Here is a 20,679-nt window from a genome sequence, read left to right on the forward strand (position 1 = left end):
TACGTAGCACCGGGCCCGGTCACCAAACCCGTGCCGCCACGCCCGCCGCACACGACCACCCGAGGCGCTACCGAGGGTCAGCGGACGCTCACTCGACGCGCTGCCCCTTGCCCAGCGCGATCACCCCGGCCTTCGACACCGTGTACAGCTCCTCGTCGCGTTCCGGGTTGACGCCGATGGTCGCCCCCGGCGGCACGTCGATGTTCTTGTCCAGGACGGCGCCGCGGACCACCGCACCCCGGCCCACCCGCACGTTGTGGTGCAGCACCGAGCCCTGCACGACCGCGCCTTCCTCGATGGTCACACCGGGCGAGAGGACGGAGCGGGTGACCTGGCCGCGGATGACGCACCCCGGGCTGACGATCGACTCCCCCGCGATGCCGCCCGCGCAGAACCGGGCGGGGGGCAGGCCGCTGGAGTGGGTGTAGATGGGCCAGTTCCGGTTGTCGAGGTTGAAGACGGGCTGGTCGGAGATCAGGTCCATGTGGGCGTCGTAGTACGAGTCCAGGGTGCCGACGTCACGCCAGTAGCCGTGGTCGCGCAGGGTCTCGCCGGGGACGTGGTTGGCGTCGAAGTCGTACACCTGGGCGAGGCCGCGTTCGGTGAGCAGGGGCAGGATGGAGCCGCCCATGTCGTGGGCCGACTCCTCGTCCTCGGCGTCCTGCTGGAGCGTGTCGACGAGTGTCTTCGTGGTGAACAGGTAGTTGCCCATGGAGGCGAAGACCTGGAGCGGGGAGTCCGGCAGGCCCGGCGGGTCGGCGGGCTTCTCCAGGAAGCGTTCGACGCGTGTCCCGTCGCGCGCGGGCGTGATGATGCCGAAGGAGGACGCCTCGGCGCGCGGCACCCTGATGCCGGCGACGGTGACCGCCGCGCCGTTGTCGATGTGCTGCTGGAGCATCTGCCGCGGGTCCATGCGGTAGACGTGGTCGGCGCCGAACACCGCGATGTAGTCGGGCTGTTCGTCGTGGACGAGGTTGAGCGACTGCAGAATCGCGTCCGCGCTGCCCAAATACCAGCGCGGGCCGAGGCGTTGCTGGGCGGGCACGGGGGTGACGTAGTTGCCGAGCAGGCTCGACATGCGCCACGTCGTCGTCACGTGCCGGTCCAGGGAGTGCGACTTGTACTGCGTCAGGACGCACACGCGCAGGATGTCGGCGTTGACGAGGTTGGACAGGACGAAGTCCACGAGGCGGTACGTCCCGCCGAACGTGACCGCCGGTTTGGCCCGGTCGGCGGTGAGCGGCATCAGCCGCTTCCCCTCTCCGCCCGCGAGCACGATGCCGAGCACCGAAGGACCACCGCGCATCCCAGTCTCCTACCTGTCGACCTGATGGGTCTCGCCGATGATCCGTCGGCCGTCGGGCCGCCCGCCGGCGCGCAGGACCTCCTCGTACACCTCCACCGTGCGCCGGGCCACGGCGCCCCAGGCGAACTCGTCCTCGGCCCGGCGGCGTCCGGCCGCTCCCATCGCCGCGGCCCGCCCGGGGTCGCCGGCCAGTTCGTTCAGCAGTACCCCGAGATCACGCTCGAAGCCTTCGGGGTCCTTCGGCTCGTACGGGACGAGCAGCCCTGTCGCCCCGTCCTGGACGACCTCGGGGATGCCGCCGACCCGGGAGGCGACGACGGCTGTGCCGCATGCCATCGCCTCGAGGTTGACGATGCCCAGCGGTTCGTACACCGAGGGGCAGACGAACACGGCGGCGTGCGTGAGGAGTTGGATCACCTGGGGGCGGGGCAGCATCTGGGGGATCCATCGGACGCCGACGCGGTCGCGGCTCAACTCCTCGAAGAGGAGCCGGAACTCGGCGTCCGTCTCGGGGGTGTCGGGCGCTCCTGCGCACAGGACGAGCTGGACGCCGTCGTCCAGGGCGCGGGCGGCGCGCAGCAGGTGGGGCACGCCCTTCTGCCGGGTGATGCGCCCGACGAACAGCACATAGGGACGCCCGGGGTCGATGCCGAGCCGCTCCAGGACGTGCGTGCCCGGGTCGGGGCGGTACAGCCCGGTGTCGATGCCGTTGTGCACGACGTGGACCTTCGCCGGGTCGAGTGCGGGGTAGCAGGCGAGGATGTCCTCGCGCATGGCACCGGACACCGCGATCACCGCGTCGGCGGACTCGGCGGCGGTCTGCTCGGCCCAGCGGGAAAGGGCGTATCCGCCGCCCAGTTGCTCGGCCTTCCAGGGGCGCAGGGGCTCCAGGGAGTGGGCGGTCAGCACATGCGGGACGCCGTGCAGGAGCTTGCCGAGATGGCCCGCGAGGTTGGCGTACCAGGTGTGGGAGTGGACCAGTTCGCGGCCGTCCAGCGCGGCGGCCATGGCGAGGTCCACGGAGAAGGTGCGCAGCGCGTCGTTGGCGTCGCCGAGGGCGGGCCAGGCCCGGTGCCGCAGTACTCCGTCGCCCGCGCCGTCGCCCCAGCAGTGCACGTCGAGGTCGACGAGGGAGCGTAACTCCCTTGCCAGAAACTCGACATGGACGCCCGCGCCGCCGTACACATCGGGCGGGTACTCCCGGGTGAGCAGTCCCACTTTCACGGAGAACCCTCCGTCGTCCGCCTGAGGTCGGCCACGCCCCCTCATGGTCACCCAGACACGGCTCAGGGGGAAGACCGCGTCGGCGGCCGTTCGAAGCAGCAGTCGCCGCACACGCCGCCGCCGGGGCAGCGGTAGTAGAGGCAGCAGCTGCGACGCCGGAAGGCGGCGGGGCCCAGGGTGCCGGTGGTGCGCAGGTCGGGGTGGTCGAACAGCGCCTCGGCGAGGCGGAGGGCCCGCTCCCCCACGCCCTCGCGCCGCTCCCGCGCCGCCCAGCCGCGCAGTTCGCGCGCGGCGCCCGCGAGCGCGGAGCCCGCGTTGCCCCACAGCAGCCCCGCGGAGATCCGGTACCGGGCGCGCAACGCCTCGGCGAGCGGGGCGAGATGGGCGCTCTGCACGGCGTCCCGTAGGGTCGCGGCGGCCGCGTCCGGGTCCGCGCCGACGGGCAGGGCGCGTACGTCACCGAGCCACAGGTCGTCCGGCGAGGTGGCCCGCGCGTCCCAGCGCAGCCGGGCGGGGTCGAGGTCGGGCACCGCGCCGTACAGCGCCGCGCAGCCGAGCCCGACCGACCAGAGCCGGGCGGCGAGCCCCAGGTGCGCCACGGAGACCCCGACGCGCTCCTCGGGGGCGCCGAGGCGCCGCGCGACCTCGGCGACGCGCGAGGACAGCGGGTCCGGGCCCGCCGGCGGCGCGTACACCTGCGAGAACGCGACGGCGCCCTCGGGCGCGGGTCCTTGCCGCAGGGCGAAGAAGCCGCCGACGGAGCGGAGTTCTGCCAGGTCGATACGGGTGGTCACGACAGCAGTACAGCAAGTGGCGCGCCGCTCGTGGCCGCCGGGGTGGCCGTCCGCGCCCTCCGGCGCCCGCCCCTCGACCCTGAGAGGGCTCCCCGCCCTGGGGAGGACGCGGCCGGGGGCGTACTCCATCGGCAGTAGGACCCAGTGCCTGCTCAGGGACGACGACGCGGGCCGATTCGCGCGGCATCGTGGTAACCATGGAAGCCGACCGTTCGCCTCGCCGGGACCACCGGACACACCGCGCGCCGCGGAGCACCTCATGAGTGCCCTCGCGCTGTCCGTGCTGCTCTCCCTCGTCTCCGCCGTGGCGTACGCCGGCGGGGCGATCCTGCAGGAGCGGGTCGCGGCGACGACCCCGGAGCAGCGGTACGCGCCGCTGCGCCGCGGCGCCTGGTGGACCGCGATCGCCCTGAACGGCCTGGGCGCGCTGCTGCACGTCGTGGCGCTCGCCTACGGCCCGCTCAGCCTCGTGCAGCCGCTCGGCGCCCTGACCATCGTCTTCGCGCTGCCCCTGGCGGCCGTGTTCGTGCACCGCCGGGCCGGGGCCACCGCGTGGCGCGGCGCGGTCATGGCGACGGTGGGGCTCGCCGGGCTCCTCTCCCTCACCTCGGCGGCGGACTCGCGGTCGCTGGGCGGCGCCGACCGCCTGCTGCTGGCCCTGATCACGGGCGGCGGCGTGCTGGCCCTCGCGGTGGCGGCGCACGCCGCGCACCGCCACCCCGTGGTGCGCAGCGTGCTCCTGGCCTGTGCGGCAGGCGCGGCCTTCGGCATCGCCTCGGTCTTCACCAAGACCGTGGCGGTGGACTGGGGCCAGGACGCCACGGTCATCCAGCAGCTGCCGAGCCTCGCCGTGATCGCGGTGCTTGCGGCGGCCGGGGTGCTGCTCTCGCAGGCCTCGTACCGGGGCGCGGGCCTCGCGGCGCCGCTGGCGACGGTGACAGTCGTGAACCCGGTGGTCGCGGCGGCGGTCGGCCTGACCCTCTTCGGGGAAACCTTCCGCTACGGCACCCTGGGCGCCGTCCTGGCGCTCGGCTGCGGGGTCGTCGCCGGAGGCGGGCTGCTCCTGCTGACCACCGAGCGGATCGCCCGGGAGGCCTCGCCCGTATCGGGGGCCGTACCGGAGGGCGAGACCGTGTCCGAGGGCGTGGGCCTGCCGGTGGGGCGGGGCGAGCCGGCCGTGCCGCGACCGGTGCCTGGTCCTGTCCCGGCCGGGCCGTGCCTCGCGTACGGGGCGCTTCCGGCCGTGCCGTCCCAGCCCGCCCCGTCGTCCCAGGCCACCCCGTCGTCCCAGGCCGCGCAGGTGGCTCGGGTGGCGCGGACGCGTCGCCGGGCCGCGCACCGGCACGCGAGGCACCGCGAGCGGATGGTGTTCTGAGGGGGCTGGGCCCAGACGTGTGTGCCGGCAGTCAGCTGTGTACGTCCGTCTCAGGTGCGTACGCCCGCTGTCTCAGGCGCGTACGCCCGCTTCAGATGCGTACGCCGCGGGCCCGCAGGTAGGCCAGCGGGTCGATGTCGGAACCGAAGCCGGGCCCCGTCCGCACCTCGAAGTGCAGGTGCGGGCCCGTGCTGTTGCCGGTGGAGCCGGACCGGGCGATGCGCTGCCCCGCGCCGACCTGCTGTCCGGCCCTCACGGAGAGCGCCGAGAGATGCCCGTACTGGCTGTACCTCCCGTCGGCGTGCCGGATGACCACCTCGTAGCCGTAGCTGCCGCCCCAGCCCGCCGAGACGACCCGCCCCGCGGCGATCGCCTTCACGGAGGTCCCGGTGGGCACCGGGAAGTCGACGCCGGTGTGGTAGCCCTTCGACCAGGAACCGCCGGCGGCGCGGTACGGCGTACTGGGCGACGCGGCGACGGGCGCGGAGGCGGCGGACGGCGGGGCGGGCCTGCCCTTCTCGGTGCGGGGGGCGGGGTGGGAGGCCCGCGGCTTCTCCCGCGCCTTCTCGGCGGCCCGCTTCTCGGCGGCCTTCTTCTCCGCCGCCCTCTTCTCCGCCGCTTGCCTCTCGGCGGCTCTCCTCTCGGCGGCCTTCCCGTCGGAGGTCCGCTGCCGGGCCCGGTCGTCGGTGTGCCGCTCGGCCTCGTCCGCCCTGTGGGGGGCGCGAACGCCCTGGCCGTGCACGGAGAGCCGTTGCCCCGGCGTGATGAGATCGGGGTCGTCTCCGATGACGCGCCGGTTGGTGTCGTACAGGCGCTGCCAGCCGCCCCGCACCCGGCGTTCGTCGGCGATCCCGGAGAGGGTGTCGCCGCGTACGACGGTGTACATCCGCGCGCTGCCGGCGGTGGACTGCGGGGTCACCTCCGGTTTGACGTCCCTGACGTCGCGCGTGGCCGGCCCGGTCGCCCGCTTGACCGGTCGCGGCTTGCTCGCGGCGCGGGCCTCGGTGACCTCGGGCGTACCGCCGCCCCTGGTGAGGCCGGCCTTCGCGGAGCACACCGGCCAGGCGCCGGGCCCCTGCGCGTCGAGGACCTTCTCGGCGACGGCGATCTGCTGGCTCTTGGTGGCCCGGTCGGCGCGCGGCGCGTGGACCGTGCCGCCGTACGCCTCCCAGGTGGACTGTTTGAACTGGAGGCCGCCGTAGAAGCCGTTGCCGGTGTTGACGCTCCAGTTGCTGCTGGACTCGCAGGCCGCCACCTTGTCCCAGGTGTCGACGCCGGCGGCGCCGGCCCCGCCCGCGACGGTCAGCGGGAGCGCCATGCCGGCGCCGCCCGCGGTGACCGTGAGCGACGCGCGGTTGATGCGGTTCGGCTGATACCGGCGATGCCGGCCCCGTACGGCCATGGCGAGCCCCCTCGGACACACGTCATCACGGATTGCGCTCAGCGGACACACGACAAGCCCGCAAGCTAGCGGGTCGGACCAATCCGTGACAAGGGCCGGACGCCGAAGGGGAGTTGAGGGTTCAGGGACTCAAATGTCCCGCGAGCCACCGGAGTTGGGCTTGTTGCTGGTAGGGGCCGCCGCCCTCGTGGTCGTTGAAGCCGTAGACCTCCATCGAACGCTCGCTGCCCGCATAGGCGTTGTGGGCGGCGAACACCGTGGAGGGCGGGCACGTCTGGTCCTCCAGGGCGGTGGAGAACAGGGCGGGCGCCCGTCCGCGCGCGGCGAAGTGCACGCCGTCGAAGTAGGAGAGGGTCCGCAGGACGCGCTCCTCCCCGCCCCGACGGGCCTTCAGGTACTGGCCGATCTCCCGGTAGGGCATCCGGTCGGTGAGCGTCGTCGCCCGCGGGAAGTCGCACAGGAACGGCACGTCGGAGGCGATGGCGGCCAGGTCGGGCACGAGACCGCCGACCGCGAGGGCGAGACCGCCGCCCTGGCTGACACCGAGTGCGGCGACCCGCGAGGCGTCCACGAGCGGATGGGCGCGCACCGCCTCGACGGCGCGCACCGCGTCGACGTACAGACGCCGGTAGTAGTACTCGTGCGGGTCCTCGATGCCGCGCGTCATGTACCCGGGGTGGGCGGGCCCGCTGCCCACCGGGTCCGGCGTGTCGCCCTGCGCCCAGCCTGCGCTGCCCTGGCCCCGGGTGTCCATGACGAAGTGCGCGTAGCCGGCCGCGGCCCACAGCAGGTGCATGTGCGGCAGGCCGCGTCCGCCGCCGTATCCGATGTACTCGACGACGGCGGGCAGCGGCTCATCGGCGTCGGCCGGCAGGACCAGCCAGCCCTTCACGGGGTGCCCGCCGAATCCGGCGTACGTGGCATCGAGGACCCGCACGCCCTTCAACGGCAGCTCCACCGCGTCGAACCGTACGTCGAGATCGTGCTGGCGGGCCTCCAGCAGCGTCTTCTCCCAGAAGGCGTCGAAGTCCTCGGGCTCGGGCAACTCCGGTCGGTAACGGCGCAGTTCGTCGAGGGGCAGGTCGAACTGGGGCACGGGCGGCTCCTCCTCAGGACAAGGTGTCGGAGCCTCACGCTATGCCAGTCGTACGGTGTCCGGCAGTGGACTTATCACTGCCGCACGCGAAGGGGCGGGGCACGGTGGCCCCGCCCCTGGACACGCGGAGGTGTCAGGACAGCGGCCCCGGCTGGGGCTGGGGCTCGGGCACCGGGTCGGGGCCGGGCGGCTTGGGGACCGGCGAGGGCGAGGGCTGCGGGGTGGGCCGCGGCTCGGGGTGCGGGACGGGGTCCGGGTCCGGGAAGGGCCTCTCCGGTTCGGGGAGCGGTCCCGGCGGAACGGGGTCAGGGAACGGATGGGTCATGTGCGATCCTCCAGCCAGTGGTTCGTCGGCTTCTCCCCCGCCTACCCGGGTCCCCCGGCCCCAAGCCTGACATCATTCGGCCCCAGGCGCCCCAGCGGCATCGCCCCACGGGGCACGGCGCGGGACGAACGGGTGACTCCACGACTACCGCGCCACGCCGCTCCGCCCTGGAACCCACCCGCCCCACCCGTATCGACCCCGGCGTTTCAGCCAGTCCCCGCCTCCGCGTCAGGCCCGCGCCTGCGGTGTTCGGGGGGTGAGGGGCCCGGGGGCGCAAGGGCCGAGGTACGTCCGGAATCGAGCGCGTTCGATTCGGTGGGGGCGTCGTTGGTCCGGGCAGCGCCGAGCCGTCCCGGTCGGCGCCGTCCTTCAGGAGGGATACGGGTGACTGTGACCGACACGTCGAACGCCAACGCGGAGATGCCACCCCCGCCACCGCCCGCCGTCATCACCTTCGAGGGCAAGGCGGGCCAGAACCCCCTGGCCGACGCCGGTTTCGGCGCCCTGTGCCGGCGTCTTCCGTCCGTCCTCGGCCACACCGCGCGCATGGCGTGGGCCGTCGACCGGCCGAGCGTCGTACTGCTCCTGGTGTGCCAGGCCCTGACCGGCGTCGCGGCCGCCGTCGTCCTCACGTTCACCGCCGGGGCGATGACGCACGTCCTGGGGACCGGCACGGTGTCCGAACGCCTGCACGCCGCCCTGCCCGCCCTGATCGTCGTGGCTGTCGCCTCGGGCGTCGGCCGCGCCAGTGGCGCCCTGGCCTCCTACGCCGACGGCCGGATCACTCCCCTGCTGACGACGGAGGCCGATGTCGCCCTCGTCGCGGCCGTGTGCCGGGTGGAGTCCTCCGCGTACGGCGAGGACGGGTTCGCCGACCGGCAGGAGGCCGCCGAGGTCGGCGTCACCCGGACCCGGCTGATGGTCCAGGACGCCCAGCGGTTCATGTCCGCGCTGATCCGCATGGTCGCCGCGGGCGGGGTGATCACGGCGCTGCACCCCCTGATGCTGCCCCTGCTCCTGCTGGCCGTGCTCCCCGCCGGCGCCGGGGCCGTGCTGTCCGCCCGCGTCGACTACGAGACCCACTACCTCAACGTGGGCGACCGCAACGTCCGCTCCATGATGCGCTGGTGGGCCACCTACTCCCGCTTCGGCGACGAGGTCCGCGCGAACGGCATGACCGGCTACCTCCTGTACTGGTACGGCGCCCTGTCCGACCGGATCGACCGCCGCACCCTGACCGCGGCGCCCCGCATGCTGCGCATCGTCCTCGCCACCAGCGCCCTCGGCGGACTCTTCCTGCTGGCCACCTGGGCCACCCTCGCGTGGCTGGCCGCGACCGGCAAGGTGGCCCTGCCCGTCGCCGCGACGGCCGTCGTCGCCGTCCAGACGACCCTGGCCGCGCTCTCCCAGTTCGTCATCCACGGCGCCGCCATGTTCCACACCTCGCTGTATCTGGCGGACATGCGGTCCTTCCTCGACATGGCGGGCGAGCGCGCCCCCAAGCGCGGGGACGCCACCATCCCCGAGCGCGTGGACGAGATCCGGCTCGACGAGGTCGTCTACCGCTACCCCGGCAAGGAGGAACCGGCCGTCGCCGGCGTCTCGCTCACGCTGCGCCGCGGCGAGATCCTGGCCGTCGTCGGGGAGAACGGCTCGGGCAAGTCGACGCTGGCCAAACTGATCACCGGCATCCTCCTCGCCGACAAGGGCCGCGTCCTGTGGGACGGCGTCGACCTCGCCGGGGCCCAGCCGGACGCCGTGTGGAAGCGCACCGCGCTCGTCCCGCAGAACTTCGCGTGCTGGCCGCTGCGCGCCCGCGAGAACATCACCCTGGGCCAGCCGAAGACGTACGACGACGGGCCCGTGTGGGAGGTGATCGACGCCGTCGGCATGCGGGAGGCGATCGAGAAGCTGCCCAAGCAGCTCGACACCCTGCTCGCCAAGGAGCTGTGGGGCGGCGCCGAGCTGTCCGGCGGGCAATGGCAGCGCCTCGTCTGCGGCCGGGCCCTGTACCGGCGGACGCCGCTGCTCATCCTGGACGAGCCGACCTCGCAGATGGACGCCCGCGGCGAGCACGCCATCTTCCTGGAGATCAAGCGCATCGCCGCCGAACGCATGACGATCGTGGTCACCCACCAGCTGGAGAACACCCGCCTCGCCGACCGCGTCCTCGTCATGGACCAGGGCCGCGTCATCGAGGACGGTGACTACGAGAGCTTGGTGGGCGCCGGAGGCCTGTTCGCCGAACTCGTCGCCTTGGCCAAGGACCGCTGACGTCCCGGCCGGCCCGGCGGGACGTCCCTCGATTCCCACCGGCCGGTGGTACGGACGTAGGCGTGGATCACGGAGAGCATCGCCAGGACGAGGAGGGGCCCGGCCACCCACGGGTGGCGGGCCATGTCCGTCGGCAGCCAGCGGTAGGAGACCAGGAGCGCGGCGAAGACGACCGTGCCGTGGGCGACCAGCCGCAGCCCCGACCGGTCCCAGCCGCGGTCGAACGTGCGCAGCGCCGCCTCGATCGTGAGCGCGAACACCACGCCCGCGATGAGGTCCACCCCGTAGTGGTAGCCGAAGCCCAGCGTCGCGCTGAGCGTGGCGATCAGCCAGAACGTGCCCGCGTGGCGCAGCAGCCTCGGCCCCTTGCGGGAGTGGATGAAGATGGCCGTCGCCCACGCCGTGTGCAGGCTGGGCACGCAGTTGCGGGGGGTGAGTCCGTCGTACGGGACCGGGTGCGGGGAAGTGAACGGCGGCGGTGTGTTCGGCCACAGGTCGGCCACCGCCCACTGCACGCCGCCGGTGCCGGAGGTGCCCGGGCCGTAGGCGAAGATCGGCCCGACCACCGGGAAGATCATGTAGATGGCGGGGCCGACGAGCCCGATGACCAGGAAGGTGCGGACGAGGTGGTGCCTCGGGAACCGGCGCTCGACGGCCACATTGCGCAGCTGGTGGAAGGCGACGACGATCGCGGCCACCGCGAGTTGGGCGTAGACCAGGTCGAGGATGTGGGTGGGGACGGGACCGGAGGCCCTCAGGAGGCAGCCGGCGAGCCAGGAGGGGTTGCCGAGCGCGTGATCGGCGGCGGCCACGTAAGGGTCGAGCACCGTCGGGCGGGTCTTCGCCGTGATGAGCAGCCAGGTGTCGCCGGTCTTGCGGCCGGCCACCAGGAGGAGGCCGAGACCGACGCCCTTCAGCAGCAGGGCGCGTTCGCCTCCGGTGCGGCGCGTGAGGGCGATGACGGCGCAGCCGAGCATCACCCACAGCGCGCCGTTGCCGAAGAACTGGTCCTCGGGTGTCTCGGCGCCGGCCGCCCAGCGCACCAGGATGAAGACGGCGTCGATGCCGATCGCGGCACCGGCCGCGATGAACCGCTCCCGCCAGGTGAGCACCACCATCATCAGGATCAGGCCGCCGTACAGCGGTCCCGGCTTGGGCGGGAACACCACCTCGCGCACCTGGTTGGTGAGCGGCCCCGGCTCGCCGCCGTAGTGGCGCGCGGCGATCTCCAGCGCGACGAGGAACCCGAGGGCCACCGCGCCTGCCGCGGCCCACAGGACCACCCGTGGTTGACGGCACGCGGCGAGGAGGGCTCTGCGGTCTATTCGGGGCAACACGGTACGGCTTCCTGGCGGTGGCGTGGAGGGCGATGAGGGTGCTCATCAGCACCGATCATGCCACCGGCCCCGTGCGGCGATTCGGGCGGCTTCGCACCGATCGCGCCGGGGCGGGAATCGGGCGGGCCGGCGCCCCCCAGGCCGGACGTCGTGGAGGCCCCGCTGCCAGGGCATCGGGGCCTCCACGACGGGGCGGGCCGTCAGGCGGGGGTCGCCGCCTCCGTCTCGAAGGCGCGCAGCAGATCCGCGGCGACGCTCACGGCGATGGTCGCCGGCTCCTTGCCGGTGATGTCGGCGATCCCGATCGGGGTCTTGATCCGGTCGATGGTGGCGTCGTCGTGCCCGCCCTCGGTGGCGAGGCGCTTGCGGAACCGCACCCACTTGGCCGCCGACCCGATCAGCCCGATGGAGCCGAGGTGATCCGTGCGCAGGGCCGCGTCGCACAGAGCGGCGTCCTCGGCGTGGTCGTGGGTCATGATCAGGACGTGGGTGCCGCGCGGCAGCCGCTCCAGCACCTCCTCGGGCAGCAGCGGCGTGTGGTGCGTGTGCACCTGCGCCACCGCGTCCGCCAGGACGTCGAGCCGTTCCTCGCCGAGCATGTCGGAACGGGAGTCGATCAGGTGCAGGTCGAGGTCCTGGCGGGCGAGGATGCGCGCCAGTTCCAGGCCGACGTGCCCGACCCCGAAGATCGCCACGGCCCGCACCACCGGGAGCGGTTCGAGCAGCACCGAGACCGTGCCGCCGCAGCACTGCACACCGTGCTGGTTGGTGACCTTGTCGTTCAGGGCGAAGTCGATCAGCTCCGGCTCCCGCACGGACGCGGCGATCATCTCCCGGGCCCGGTCGATGGCGACGGCCTCGACGTTGCCTCCCCCGATCGAGCCCCAGGTCCGGGTGTGCCCCACGACGAGTTTGGCGCCGGCGTCGCGCGGGGCGTGGCCGCGCACGGTCGCGACGGTCACGAGCACGCCGGACTCGCGGCGTGCCCGCAACCGCGCGACCGCGGCGACCCAGGTCATGTCAGGCACCGCTCAGCGCTTCCGCGTCGGCACGGACATCCGCCACGACCCGGTCGTCCCCGGCCCGCCCGATGCCGTCCACGCCCTCGGCGCCGACCTGCTCCGCCAGGCGGGCCCCGCCCTGACGCGCCTCCTGGATCGCCCAGTACACCGCCTCCGGCGTCGCGGGTGAGGCCAGCTCGACGCCGACGCCGCTCGGCCCGAACGCGGCGGCGGCCTGCCGCAGCGCCTCGCGCACCGAGAACGCCAGCATCAGCGGCGGCTCACCGACCGCCTTGGAGCCGTAGACCGCGCCCTCCTCGGTGGCGTTCTCCAGCAGCCTGACGTTGAACTCCTCGGGCATCTCCGAGAAGCTCGGCAGCTTGTACGTGCTGGCCGCCTGGGTCTGGAGCCGGCCGCGGTTGGGGCCGTCACCGGTGTCCCAGCGCAGGTCCTCCAGCGTCAGCCAGCCCGCGCCCTGCACGAACCCGCCCTCGACCTGACCGATGTCGATCAGCGGGGAGAGGCTGTCGCCGACGTCGTGCACGATGTCCACGCGCCGGATGCGGTACGCGCCGGTGAAGCCGTCCACCTCCACCTCGGTCGCGGCGGCGCCGAGGGCGAAGTACTTGAACGGCGAGCCCCGGAACGTCGTGACGTCCCAGTGCAGGCCCTCGGTCCGGTAGAAGCCCGCTGCCGAGAGCTGGACCCGCTGGATGTACGCGGTGCGCACCAGGTCGTCCCAGGCCAGCTCCTTGTCGCTGCCGAGGCTGCGGGCGATGCCCTCGACGATGCGTACGTCCGAGGCGTTCGCGCCCAGCTGGGAGCCGGCGACCTGGAGCAGCCTGTCGCGCAGCTGCTCGCAGGCGTTCTTGATCGCGCCGCCGTTCAGGTCGGCGCCGGAACTGGCCGCGGTGGCCGAGGTGTTGGGCACCTTGTCGGTCCGCGTCGGGGCGAGCCGGACCTTGTGCAGCGGGATGCCCAGCGTGGTCGCGGCGACCTGCATCATCTTGGTGTGCAGGCCCTGGCCCATCTCGGTGCCGCCGTGGTTGATCAGGACCGAGCCGTCCTTGTAGATCAGCACCAGCGCGCCGCCCTGGTTGAAGGCGGTGAGGTTGAAGGAGATGCCGAACTTGATGCCGGTGACGGCGAGCGCCCGCTTGGTGTGCGGGTGCGCGGCGTTGAAGGCGGCGATCTCGCGCTTGCGTGCGGCGACGCCGCCGTCCTCCTGCACCTGCCGCCAGACGGTGGAGATCCGTTCGGCCTGCGTGACCGGCTGGCCGTACGGCGTGGTCTGGCCCTGGCCCGGCCGGTAGAAGTTGCGCTCGCGCAGGTCCATGGGGTCAAGGCCCAGCCGTGGTGCGACGCGGCCGAGGATGTCCTCGATCACGAGCATGCCCTGGGGGCCGCCGAAGCCGCGGAAGGCGGTGTTGGAGACCGTGTTGGTCTTGGCGATGCGGCCGGCGACGCGGGCGTTGGGGATCCAGTACGTGTTGTCGATGTGGCACAGCGCGCGGGCGAGGACGGGCTCGGACAGGTCCAGGCTCCAGCCGCCGTCCGCGGTCAGGGTGGCGTCCAGGGCCTGGATGCGGCCCTCGGCGTCGAAGCCGATCTTCCAGGTGGAGTGGAAGCCGTGCCGCTTGCCGGACATCGTCAGGTCCTGGGTGCGGTTGAGCCGGAACCGCACCGGGCGGCCGGTCAGCTTGGCGCCGAGCGCGGCGACGGCCGCGAAGCCGTGCGGCTGCATCTCCTTGCCGCCGAAGCCGCCGCCCATCCGCAGACACTGCACGGTCACCTCGTGCGAGGGCACGCCGAGCACGTGCGAGACGATCTCCTGCGTCTCGGAGGGGTGCTGGGTGCTGCTCTGGATGAACAGCTGCCCGTTCTCGTCGACCTGGGCGAGCGCGGCGTGCGTCTCCAGGTAGAAGTGCTCCTGCCCGGCGAACTGGAACTCGCCGGTGAACACGTGCGCGGACTCGGCGAAGCCCGCGTCGATGTCGCCGGTCTCCATCAGGGGCGTGGCCCCGTGGAAGCTGCCGGCCGCGATGGCCTCCTGGAGCGTGACCAGGGAGGGCAGCTCCTCCAGCTCCACCTCGACGGCCGCCGCGCCGAGCCGGGCCGCCTCCAGGCTCTCGCCGAGCACCCAGGCGACGGCGTGGCCGTGGAACATGACCTCGTCGGGGAAGAGCGGTTCGTCGTGCTTCATGCCGGCGTCGTTGACGCCGGGCACGTCGGCGCCGGTGAGGACGCGAACCACGCCGGGCACGGCCAGCGCGGGCTCGGTGCGCAGCGCGGTGATGCGGCCGCGGGCCTTCATGACCTGCACCGGGTAGGCGTGCAGGACGTCCTTGGTGCGCTGGACCAGGTCGTCGGTGTACAGCGCGGTGCCGGTGACGTGCTGGAAGGCGCTTTCGTGCGGCAGGGCGACGCCGACCAGGGGCTTCTCGGGACGTTCGGACAAATGGCTCATGACTTCGCCGCCTCGGGGGTCTGTGCGTGCAGCTTCAGCAGGCTCTGGCCGAGCATCGCGGAACGGTAGAGGGAGCTGGCGCGGTGGTCGTCCATCGGCGTTCCCTCGCCCCGCAGTACGCGCGCGGCGGCCTCGACGGTCGACGGCGACCACGGCTCGCCCTCCAGGGCCGCCTCGGTGGCGAGCGCGCGGATCGGGGTGGCGGCCACGCCGCCCAGGCCGATGCGGGCCTTGCGGACGACGCCGTCCTCGATGTCGAGCGCGAAGGCGACCGCCACGCTGGAGATGTCGTCGAAGCGCCGCTTGGCGATCTTGTGGAAGGCCGTGACGGGTGCCAGCGGCCGGGGGACGCGCACCGCGCGGATCAGCTCGCCGGGGCGGCGCACGCTCTGCCGGTAGCCGGTGAAGTAGTCCGCCAGCGGCACCTCGCGCTCGCCGTCGGCGTCGGTGAGGACCACCGACGCCTCCAGCGCGAGCAGCACCGGCGGGCTGTCGCCGATGGGCGAGCCGGTGCCGAGGTTGCCGCCGAGGGTCGCTCCGTTGCGGATGAGGCGGGAGGCGAACTGCGGGAACAGGTCGGCGAGGAGCGGGACTTCGCCGTCCAGGCGGCGCTCGATCTCGGTGAGCGTGAGCGCCGCGCCGATCTCGATGGAGTCGGCCTCGACGCGCAGCTCCCGCATCTCGGGCAGCCGGTCGATCGCGATCACGCAATTCGCGCGCCGGGCGCGGATGTTGACCTCGACGCCCCAGTCGGTGGAGCCGGCGACGACGACCGCGTCCGGTCGCTCGCGCAGCAGCTCCAGTGTCTCGGCCAGGGTGTCGCGCCGCAGGAACGTGCTGTCGTCGCGGGTGTACTCGGTGGCGACCGGGGCGGGCGGCGCCTGCTCGCGGCGCTGGGCCAGCGGGTCCTCGTCGGTGGGCTCACCGACGGCGAACGCGGCGTCGCGGATGGGGCGGTAGCCGGTGCAGCGGCACAGGTTTCCGCTCAGCGCGTGCAGGTCGAAGCCGTTCGGGCCGTGCTCGGCGTCGGCGCCGTCGAGCGCGCCGTCGGCCGCTTCCGGGTGGGCGCAGCGGTCGGGCCGGTAGTACTCGGAGGCCATGCTGCAGATGAATCCCGGGGTGCAGTAGCCGCACTGGGAGCCGCCGCGGGCCGCCATCTCCTCCTGCACCGGGTGCAGGGCCGAGAAGGCGCCGGGGGCGCCGCCGGTGGCGAGGCCCTCGGCGGTGACGACCTCCTGGCCGTCGAGCGCGGCGGCCGGGATCAGGCAGGCGTTGACCGCCACCCAGTCGGTGGGCTTGTTCACCCCGGGGCGGGCCACGAGGACCGAACAGGCGCCGCACTCGCCCTCGGCGCAGCCCTCCTTGGTGCCGGTGAGGCCGCGCTCGCGCAGGAAGTCCAGCGCCGTGGTGTGCGGCGCGGCCGGTGAGATCGGTGCTTCTGTCCCGTTGACCGTGATCCGCGCCTCTACCATGACAGGCCACCCATTCGGTGCGTGATCGGTCGGTTCATGATGTTCGCCAATTTTCAGGCAGCTTTCTGTGTTCAGACGCGCCACGCGAAAGGGGTGGGCGCCGGGCGGCACGGCCGGGAGCGGCGTGCCGGAAAGGGCGTGACGGGAGGAACCGGGGATGCGCCGCGAAGGGGCTGCATCAGGCCCTGGACTGCATCAGGTGGGACGTGCCGCGGAAGGGCACGTCAGGACGGCGCGTTCAGCAGCCGTGCGCGATCCGACCCGGGACCCAGGCGGTGCACTGGGCGAGGCGACCGAGATCAGAGCTGGTGTACATCCGTCGATCGCCTCCTTCGGGTGTCATGGGTCGACGTTGACCGCAACGTACTGGCCACGGGCGCGCAGGTCAACGGGTTGACAAATCTGACGATACTCTCTTCGCGCCCGGAGCGCCCCAGGGGCGGACCACCTCTGTGGACCCGTGTGAGCAGGTCAAAGGCCTGTGACTCCGCGCACCGCGGGACGCGCGTACGGCCGAGGGCGATGAGCCGGGCGGTGACCCGAACGCCTCGCTGCTGTTGGCAGGGCCGCGCCGGTGTGGGTTTGCTGGCCGTCCGGGCGCGCGTGGCGTCGTGACCGGTTTCGCATGACGCCGACGGCGCGGGGAACCCGCGTGCCACAACCGCTGCAACCCCCACCCACAGCTACCCCACCAGCTGCCGCGAGGAGAGAGCCATGCGCGCACTGACGTGGCACGGAAGGCGCGACGTACGGGTCGAGACCGTGCCGGACCCCGTGCTGAAGGAACCGACCGACATCATCGTCCGCGTGACGTCTACGGGCATCTGCGGTTCGGATCTGCATTTGTACGAGGTGATGGGTCCCTACCTCGACGCGGGTGACATCCTGGGCCACGAGCCCATGGGGATCGTCGAGGAGATCGGCTCGGCCGTGACCGAGGTCGCGGTCGGTGACCGGGTCGTCGTGCCGTTCAACGTCTCGTGCGGCGACTGCTTCATGTGCAATGCCGGACTGCACTCGCAGTGCGAGACGACGCAGAACCGCGACCAGGGCACGGGCGCCTCGCTGTTCGGCTACACCAAGCTGTACGGACAGGTGCCCGGCGGGCAGGCGGAGCTGTTGCGCGTGCCCTTCGGCAACACCCTCCCCATCAAGGTTCCCGAGGGTCCGCCCGACGACCGGTTCGTCTACCTCTCCGACGTGCTGCCCACCGCGTGGCAGGCCGTGGAGTACGCCGCCATCCCGCCCGGGGGCACCGTGACCGTGCTCGGTCTCGGTCCGATCGGCGCGATGGCCGCCCGGATCGCCCTGCACCGCGGGGCGAGCCTGGTGGTGGGCGTCGATCTGGTCCCCGAGCGGCTGAGCCGGGCCTCCCGGGACGGCGTCAAGGCGCTGGACCTGCGCCGTCACGGCAAGGACATCGGCGAGGCGGTGCGCGAGCTGACCAAGGGCCGCGGCACGGACGCCGTCATCGACGCCGTCGGCATGGAGGCCCACGGCGCGCCGCTGGTCAAGGCGGCGCAGTGGGGCGTGGGCATGCTGCCCGACGCGGTCGGCGCCAAGGTGATGGCGAAGGCGGGCGTCGACCGCCTGGGCGCTCTGTACGCGGCGATCGACATCGTCCGCCGCGGCGGCACGATCTCCCTGTCCGGCGTGTACGGCGGGGCGGCCGACCCGCTGCCGCTCCTGACGATGTTCGACAAGCAGCTCCAGCTGCGCATGGGTCAGGCCAACGTCAAGCGCTGGGTCGACGACATCCTTCCGCTGCTGAGCGACGACGACCCGCTCGGCGTCGACGGTTTCGCCACGCACCACCTCTCCCTGGAGGAGGGCCCAAAGGCGTACGCGACCTTCCAGGCTAAGGAAGACAGCATGATCAAGACCCTGCTGCGGCCGTGACCGGGCCGACCAAGGAGTCCGAAGTCCGCCCGTCCTCCGCGCGTCCCCGCCGGGGCGCCGACGACCTCAGCGGGCGGTCGGCCGTCGTGACGGGCGGATCGCGCGGCCTCGGCCTGCTCATGGCGGACCGGCTGGCCGCCCGGGGCTGCGCCGTCACGCTCGCCGCGCGCGACGGCGGGGAACTGGGCCGGGCCCGCGCCAAGCTGCTCCACCGGCGCCCCGGGGCGCGGGTGCGTACGACGGTCTGTGACGTACGCGAGCGGGCCGAGGTACGCGAGCTGTTCGCGGACACCGGCAAGGCCTTCGGCGGCGTGGACCTGGTGATCGCGAACGCCGGCATCATCCAGGTCGCCCCGCTGGAGTCGCTGCGGGCCGAGGACTTCGAGGACGCGATGCGCTCGATGTTCCACGGAGCCCTGCACACGTCGCTGGAGGCCCTCCCCCATCTCAGGGACAGCCCGGGCGGCGGACGCCTCGCGCTGATCTCCTCCGTCGGAGGGCTGCTCGGCGTGCCGCACCTGCTGCCCTACGCGTGCGCCAAGTCCGCGATCGGCACCCTCGCGGAGGGGCTGCGGGCGGAGACGGCGGGGCGCGGGGTGAGCGTGACGGCCGTGTACCCCGGTCTGATGCGCACCGGCTCCCATCTGCGCGCCCGGTTCGACGGCGAACAGCGCGCGGAGTACGGGTGGTTCTCGACGCTGGCGGGCACTCCGCTGGTGTCCATGAACGCGCCCCGTGCCGCCGAGCGGATCGTGCGGGCCACCGTGCGGCGCCGGGCGCGCCTCGTGCTCACCCCGGCGGCGCGCGCCGCCGACCTGGCGCACGGGATCGCCCCGGCGACGACCACGCGGCTGAGCGGTGTCGCCGCGCGTCTGTTGCCCGCCGCGCCCGCCCACCGTCGCGGGCAGCGCGAGGGCGCGGACATCGACCCGCCCGAAGGACCGGTCTCCCGCGCCGTCCAGCGCCTCGGAAGCGCGCTGAACGAACGTGCCGCCGACGCCTACAACGAACGGGACGGGGGCACCCGCGGGGGGTGAGCCCGGCGTACGGGCACAAGGGGGGCCGGAACCGGGCGATGCGCCCGAAAGGAGGTCATCGGGGCGGCGACCGCCTCCGATGGCCACGAGAAAGTGAGGTCACCATGCCGGCTGGATCCAGCAACAAGCGTGAGCGTCAGTACGAGCACATCAAGGAGAGCGCCGAGGAGCGCGGCGCGTCCAAGAGCCGGGCCAAGGAGATCGCGGCCCGCACGGTCAACAAGGAGCGGGCCCGCTCCGGTGAGGCCAAGACCGCGAGCAGGACGTCGGTGAAGGACCCGAAGTCCGCCTCGCAGCGCGGCGGGGAGCGATCGCACAGCGGCGCTCAGGGTCCCACCAAGGACCAGCTCTACGAAGAGGCCAAGAAGAAGAACATCGACGGCCGTTCCTCGATGAACAAGCAGGAGTTGAAGAAGGCGCTCGGACGCTGAGAAGCGCGGCGCGGGCGCCGAGCGGGCGCTGAGCGACGGTGGGCCCACAGGATGCTGTGGGCCCACCGCTGCTCGCGGCACGCCTCGGTGCGCGGGATCGCCGGCCCCTACCGGATCGGACCGGATGCTTGTGTGGTCGTCGCGCGGGCACTCAGCAGTGGCCGCCGTCCAGCGAATGGGAGATTGCCGATGCGTGCCGTGACCGTCCGCCCCTCGACCGCCGATTCCCTGGAGGTGCGCGACATGCCCGAGCCGGTGCCCGGCGAGGGCGAGCTGCTGGTGGACGGCCTCGCGGCCGGGGTCTGCGGCACCGACAAGGAGATCGTCGCCGGCGAGTACGGTGCGGCGCCGCCCGGCGAGGACCGGCTGATCCTCGGCCACGAGTCGCTGGGGCGGGTGCGCGAGGCACCGGCGGGCAGTGGGTTCACGGCCGGTGACCTGGTGGTCGGGGTGGTGCGCCGCCCGGACCCGCAGCCCTGCGGCGCCTGCGCGCGCGGCGAGTTCGACATGTGCCGCAACGGCCGCTACACCGAGCGCGGCATCAAGGAACGGCACGGCTACGCCAGTCGGTCCTGGACCGTGGAGTGCGACTACGCCGTCAGGCTCGATCCCGGTCTGAAGACGGTCGGGGTGCTGCTGGAGCCGACCACCGTGGTGGCCAAGGCGTGGGAGCAGGTGGAGCGGGTCGGCGGCCGGTCCTGGTTCCAGCCGCGGCGGGCGCTGGTCACCGGGGCGGGGCCGATCGGTCTGCTGGCCGCGCTGCTCGGCGTGCAGCGCGGCCTGGACGTCCACGTGCTCGACCAGGTCACCGAGGGGCCGAAGCCGGAGCTGGTCGCCGACCTCGGTGCGACCTACCACAGCGAGGACATCGGGCGGGTGACCGACGCGATCCGTCCCGACGTGGTGATCGAGGCGACCGGGGTGGGTTCGCTGGTCTTCGAGGCGATGGCGGGCACGGCGACGTACGGCGTGGTGTGTCTGACCGGCGTCTCCCCCACCGGGCGGCGGCTGTCGGTGGACGCCGGATCGCTCAACCGCGACCTGGTGCTGGAGAACGACGTGGTCGTGGGCTCGGTCAACGCCAACCTCCGCCATTACCACCAGGGGGCAAAGGCCCTGGCCAAGGCGGACCGCGGCTGGCTGGAACGGATGATCACCCGGCGCGTGCCCCTGGAGCGCGCCGCCGAGGCGTTCACCCCCCAGGACGACGACATCAAGGTCGTCCTCACCCTCGACTGA

General features: G+C 73.0%; 16 protein-coding genes. 6 read left to right on the forward strand and 10 right to left on the reverse strand.

Features of this window, described 5'->3' with window-relative positions; all coding sequences use genetic code 11:
- Positions 1 to 88: 88 nt before the first annotated feature.
- The 3 genes from glgC to ACZ516_RS08370 form a co-directional block, all read right to left on the reverse strand.
- Entirely contained in the window at positions 89 to 1,306 is a 1,218-nt protein-coding gene (glgC, locus tag ACZ516_RS08360) for a glucose-1-phosphate adenylyltransferase (protein WP_469009177.1), read from the reverse strand.
- Between the two features lie 9 nt (positions 1,307 to 1,315).
- Positions 1,316 to 2,530: a glycogen synthase gene (gene glgA, locus ACZ516_RS08365; RefSeq protein WP_469009179.1), complete on the reverse strand. Its 1,215-nt coding sequence runs from the start codon at positions 2,528 to 2,530 to the stop codon at positions 1,316 to 1,318.
- Positions 2,531 to 2,592: 62 nt separating this feature from the next.
- Entirely contained in the window at positions 2,593 to 3,324 is a 732-nt protein-coding gene (locus ACZ516_RS08370) for an IucA/IucC family C-terminal-domain containing protein (RefSeq protein WP_361086931.1), read from the reverse strand.
- 259 nt (positions 3,325 to 3,583) lie between these two features.
- On the opposite strand from ACZ516_RS08370, the gene ACZ516_RS08375 reads away from it, so the two are divergent.
- Positions 3,584 to 4,699 (forward strand): DMT family transporter, encoded by a 1,116-nt coding sequence (locus ACZ516_RS08375; RefSeq protein ID WP_469009180.1) that lies wholly within the window; start codon positions 3,584 to 3,586, stop codon positions 4,697 to 4,699.
- A 91-nt stretch (positions 4,700 to 4,790) separates the two neighbouring features.
- Here ACZ516_RS08375 and ACZ516_RS08380 read toward each other — a convergent pair whose 3' ends face one another.
- The 3 genes from ACZ516_RS08380 to ACZ516_RS08390 all read right to left on the reverse strand — a co-directional run bounded on the left by ACZ516_RS08380 (position 4,791) and on the right by ACZ516_RS08390 (position 7,522).
- On the reverse strand, positions 4,791 to 6,101 hold the full coding sequence (locus ACZ516_RS08380; protein WP_469009181.1) for a transglycosylase family protein: 1,311 nt from the start codon (positions 6,099 to 6,101) through the stop codon (positions 4,791 to 4,793).
- Positions 6,102 to 6,222: 121 nt separating this feature from the next.
- Entirely contained in the window at positions 6,223 to 7,197 is a 975-nt protein-coding gene (locus ACZ516_RS08385; protein WP_469009183.1) for an acetylxylan esterase, read from the reverse strand.
- 133 nt (positions 7,198 to 7,330) lie between these two features.
- Complete coding sequence (locus ACZ516_RS08390) at positions 7,331 to 7,522, reverse strand: hypothetical protein (RefSeq protein ID WP_358588256.1); 192 nt, start codon at positions 7,520 to 7,522, stop codon at positions 7,331 to 7,333.
- Between the two features lie 384 nt (positions 7,523 to 7,906).
- Between ACZ516_RS08390 and ACZ516_RS08395 the strand changes: the two genes are divergently transcribed.
- A complete protein-coding gene (locus ACZ516_RS08395) occupies positions 7,907 to 9,796 on the forward strand; it encodes an ATP-binding cassette domain-containing protein (RefSeq protein ID WP_469009184.1) in 1,890 nt (629 codons plus the stop codon).
- Here ACZ516_RS08395 and ACZ516_RS08400 read toward each other — a convergent pair.
- From ACZ516_RS08400 to ACZ516_RS08415, 4 genes are all read right to left on the reverse strand, one after another.
- Positions 9,730 to 11,133, reverse strand: a complete 1,404-nt coding sequence (locus ACZ516_RS08400) for a phosphatase PAP2 family protein (RefSeq protein WP_469009186.1) — start codon at positions 11,131 to 11,133, stop codon at positions 9,730 to 9,732. The two genes, ACZ516_RS08395 and ACZ516_RS08400, sit on opposite strands and share 67 nt — an antisense overlap.
- Before the next feature lie 200 nt (positions 11,134 to 11,333).
- Positions 11,334 to 12,152, reverse strand: coding sequence for a xanthine dehydrogenase accessory protein XdhC (gene xdhC, locus ACZ516_RS08405; protein ID WP_361082616.1), 819 nt, complete (start codon positions 12,150 to 12,152; stop codon positions 11,334 to 11,336).
- A gap of 1 nt (position 12,153) precedes the next feature.
- Positions 12,154 to 14,601 carry a xanthine dehydrogenase molybdopterin binding subunit gene (gene xdhB / locus ACZ516_RS08410; protein WP_361082614.1) on the reverse strand — a complete coding sequence of 816 codons (2,448 nt, stop codon included), beginning with the start codon at positions 14,599 to 14,601 and terminating at the stop codon, positions 12,154 to 12,156.
- Complete coding sequence (locus ACZ516_RS08415) at positions 14,598 to 16,073, reverse strand: xanthine dehydrogenase small subunit (RefSeq protein WP_361082612.1); 1,476 nt, start codon at positions 16,071 to 16,073, stop codon at positions 14,598 to 14,600. The genes xdhB and ACZ516_RS08415 overlap by 4 nt, the downstream gene beginning before the upstream one ends.
- Before the next feature lie 714 nt (positions 16,074 to 16,787).
- Here ACZ516_RS08415 and ACZ516_RS08420 point away from each other — a divergent pair.
- From ACZ516_RS08420 to ACZ516_RS08435, 4 genes are all read left to right on the forward strand, one after another.
- Positions 16,788 to 17,972, forward strand: coding sequence for an alcohol dehydrogenase catalytic domain-containing protein (locus ACZ516_RS08420; protein WP_358588267.1), 1,185 nt, complete (start codon positions 16,788 to 16,790; stop codon positions 17,970 to 17,972).
- Between the two features lie 119 nt (positions 17,973 to 18,091).
- Positions 18,092 to 19,009, forward strand: a complete 918-nt coding sequence (locus tag ACZ516_RS08425; RefSeq protein WP_469009620.1) for an SDR family NAD(P)-dependent oxidoreductase — start codon at positions 18,092 to 18,094, stop codon at positions 19,007 to 19,009.
- A 104-nt stretch (positions 19,010 to 19,113) separates the two neighbouring features.
- Positions 19,114 to 19,440, forward strand: coding sequence for a plasmid stabilization protein (locus tag ACZ516_RS08430; protein ID WP_358589861.1), 327 nt, complete (start codon positions 19,114 to 19,116; stop codon positions 19,438 to 19,440).
- 189 nt (positions 19,441 to 19,629) lie between these two features.
- Entirely contained in the window at positions 19,630 to 20,679 is a 1,050-nt protein-coding gene (locus ACZ516_RS08435; protein WP_469009188.1) for a glucose 1-dehydrogenase, read from the forward strand.

The sequence above is a fragment of the Streptomyces sp. NPDC034037 genome, from assembly GCF_055575715.1.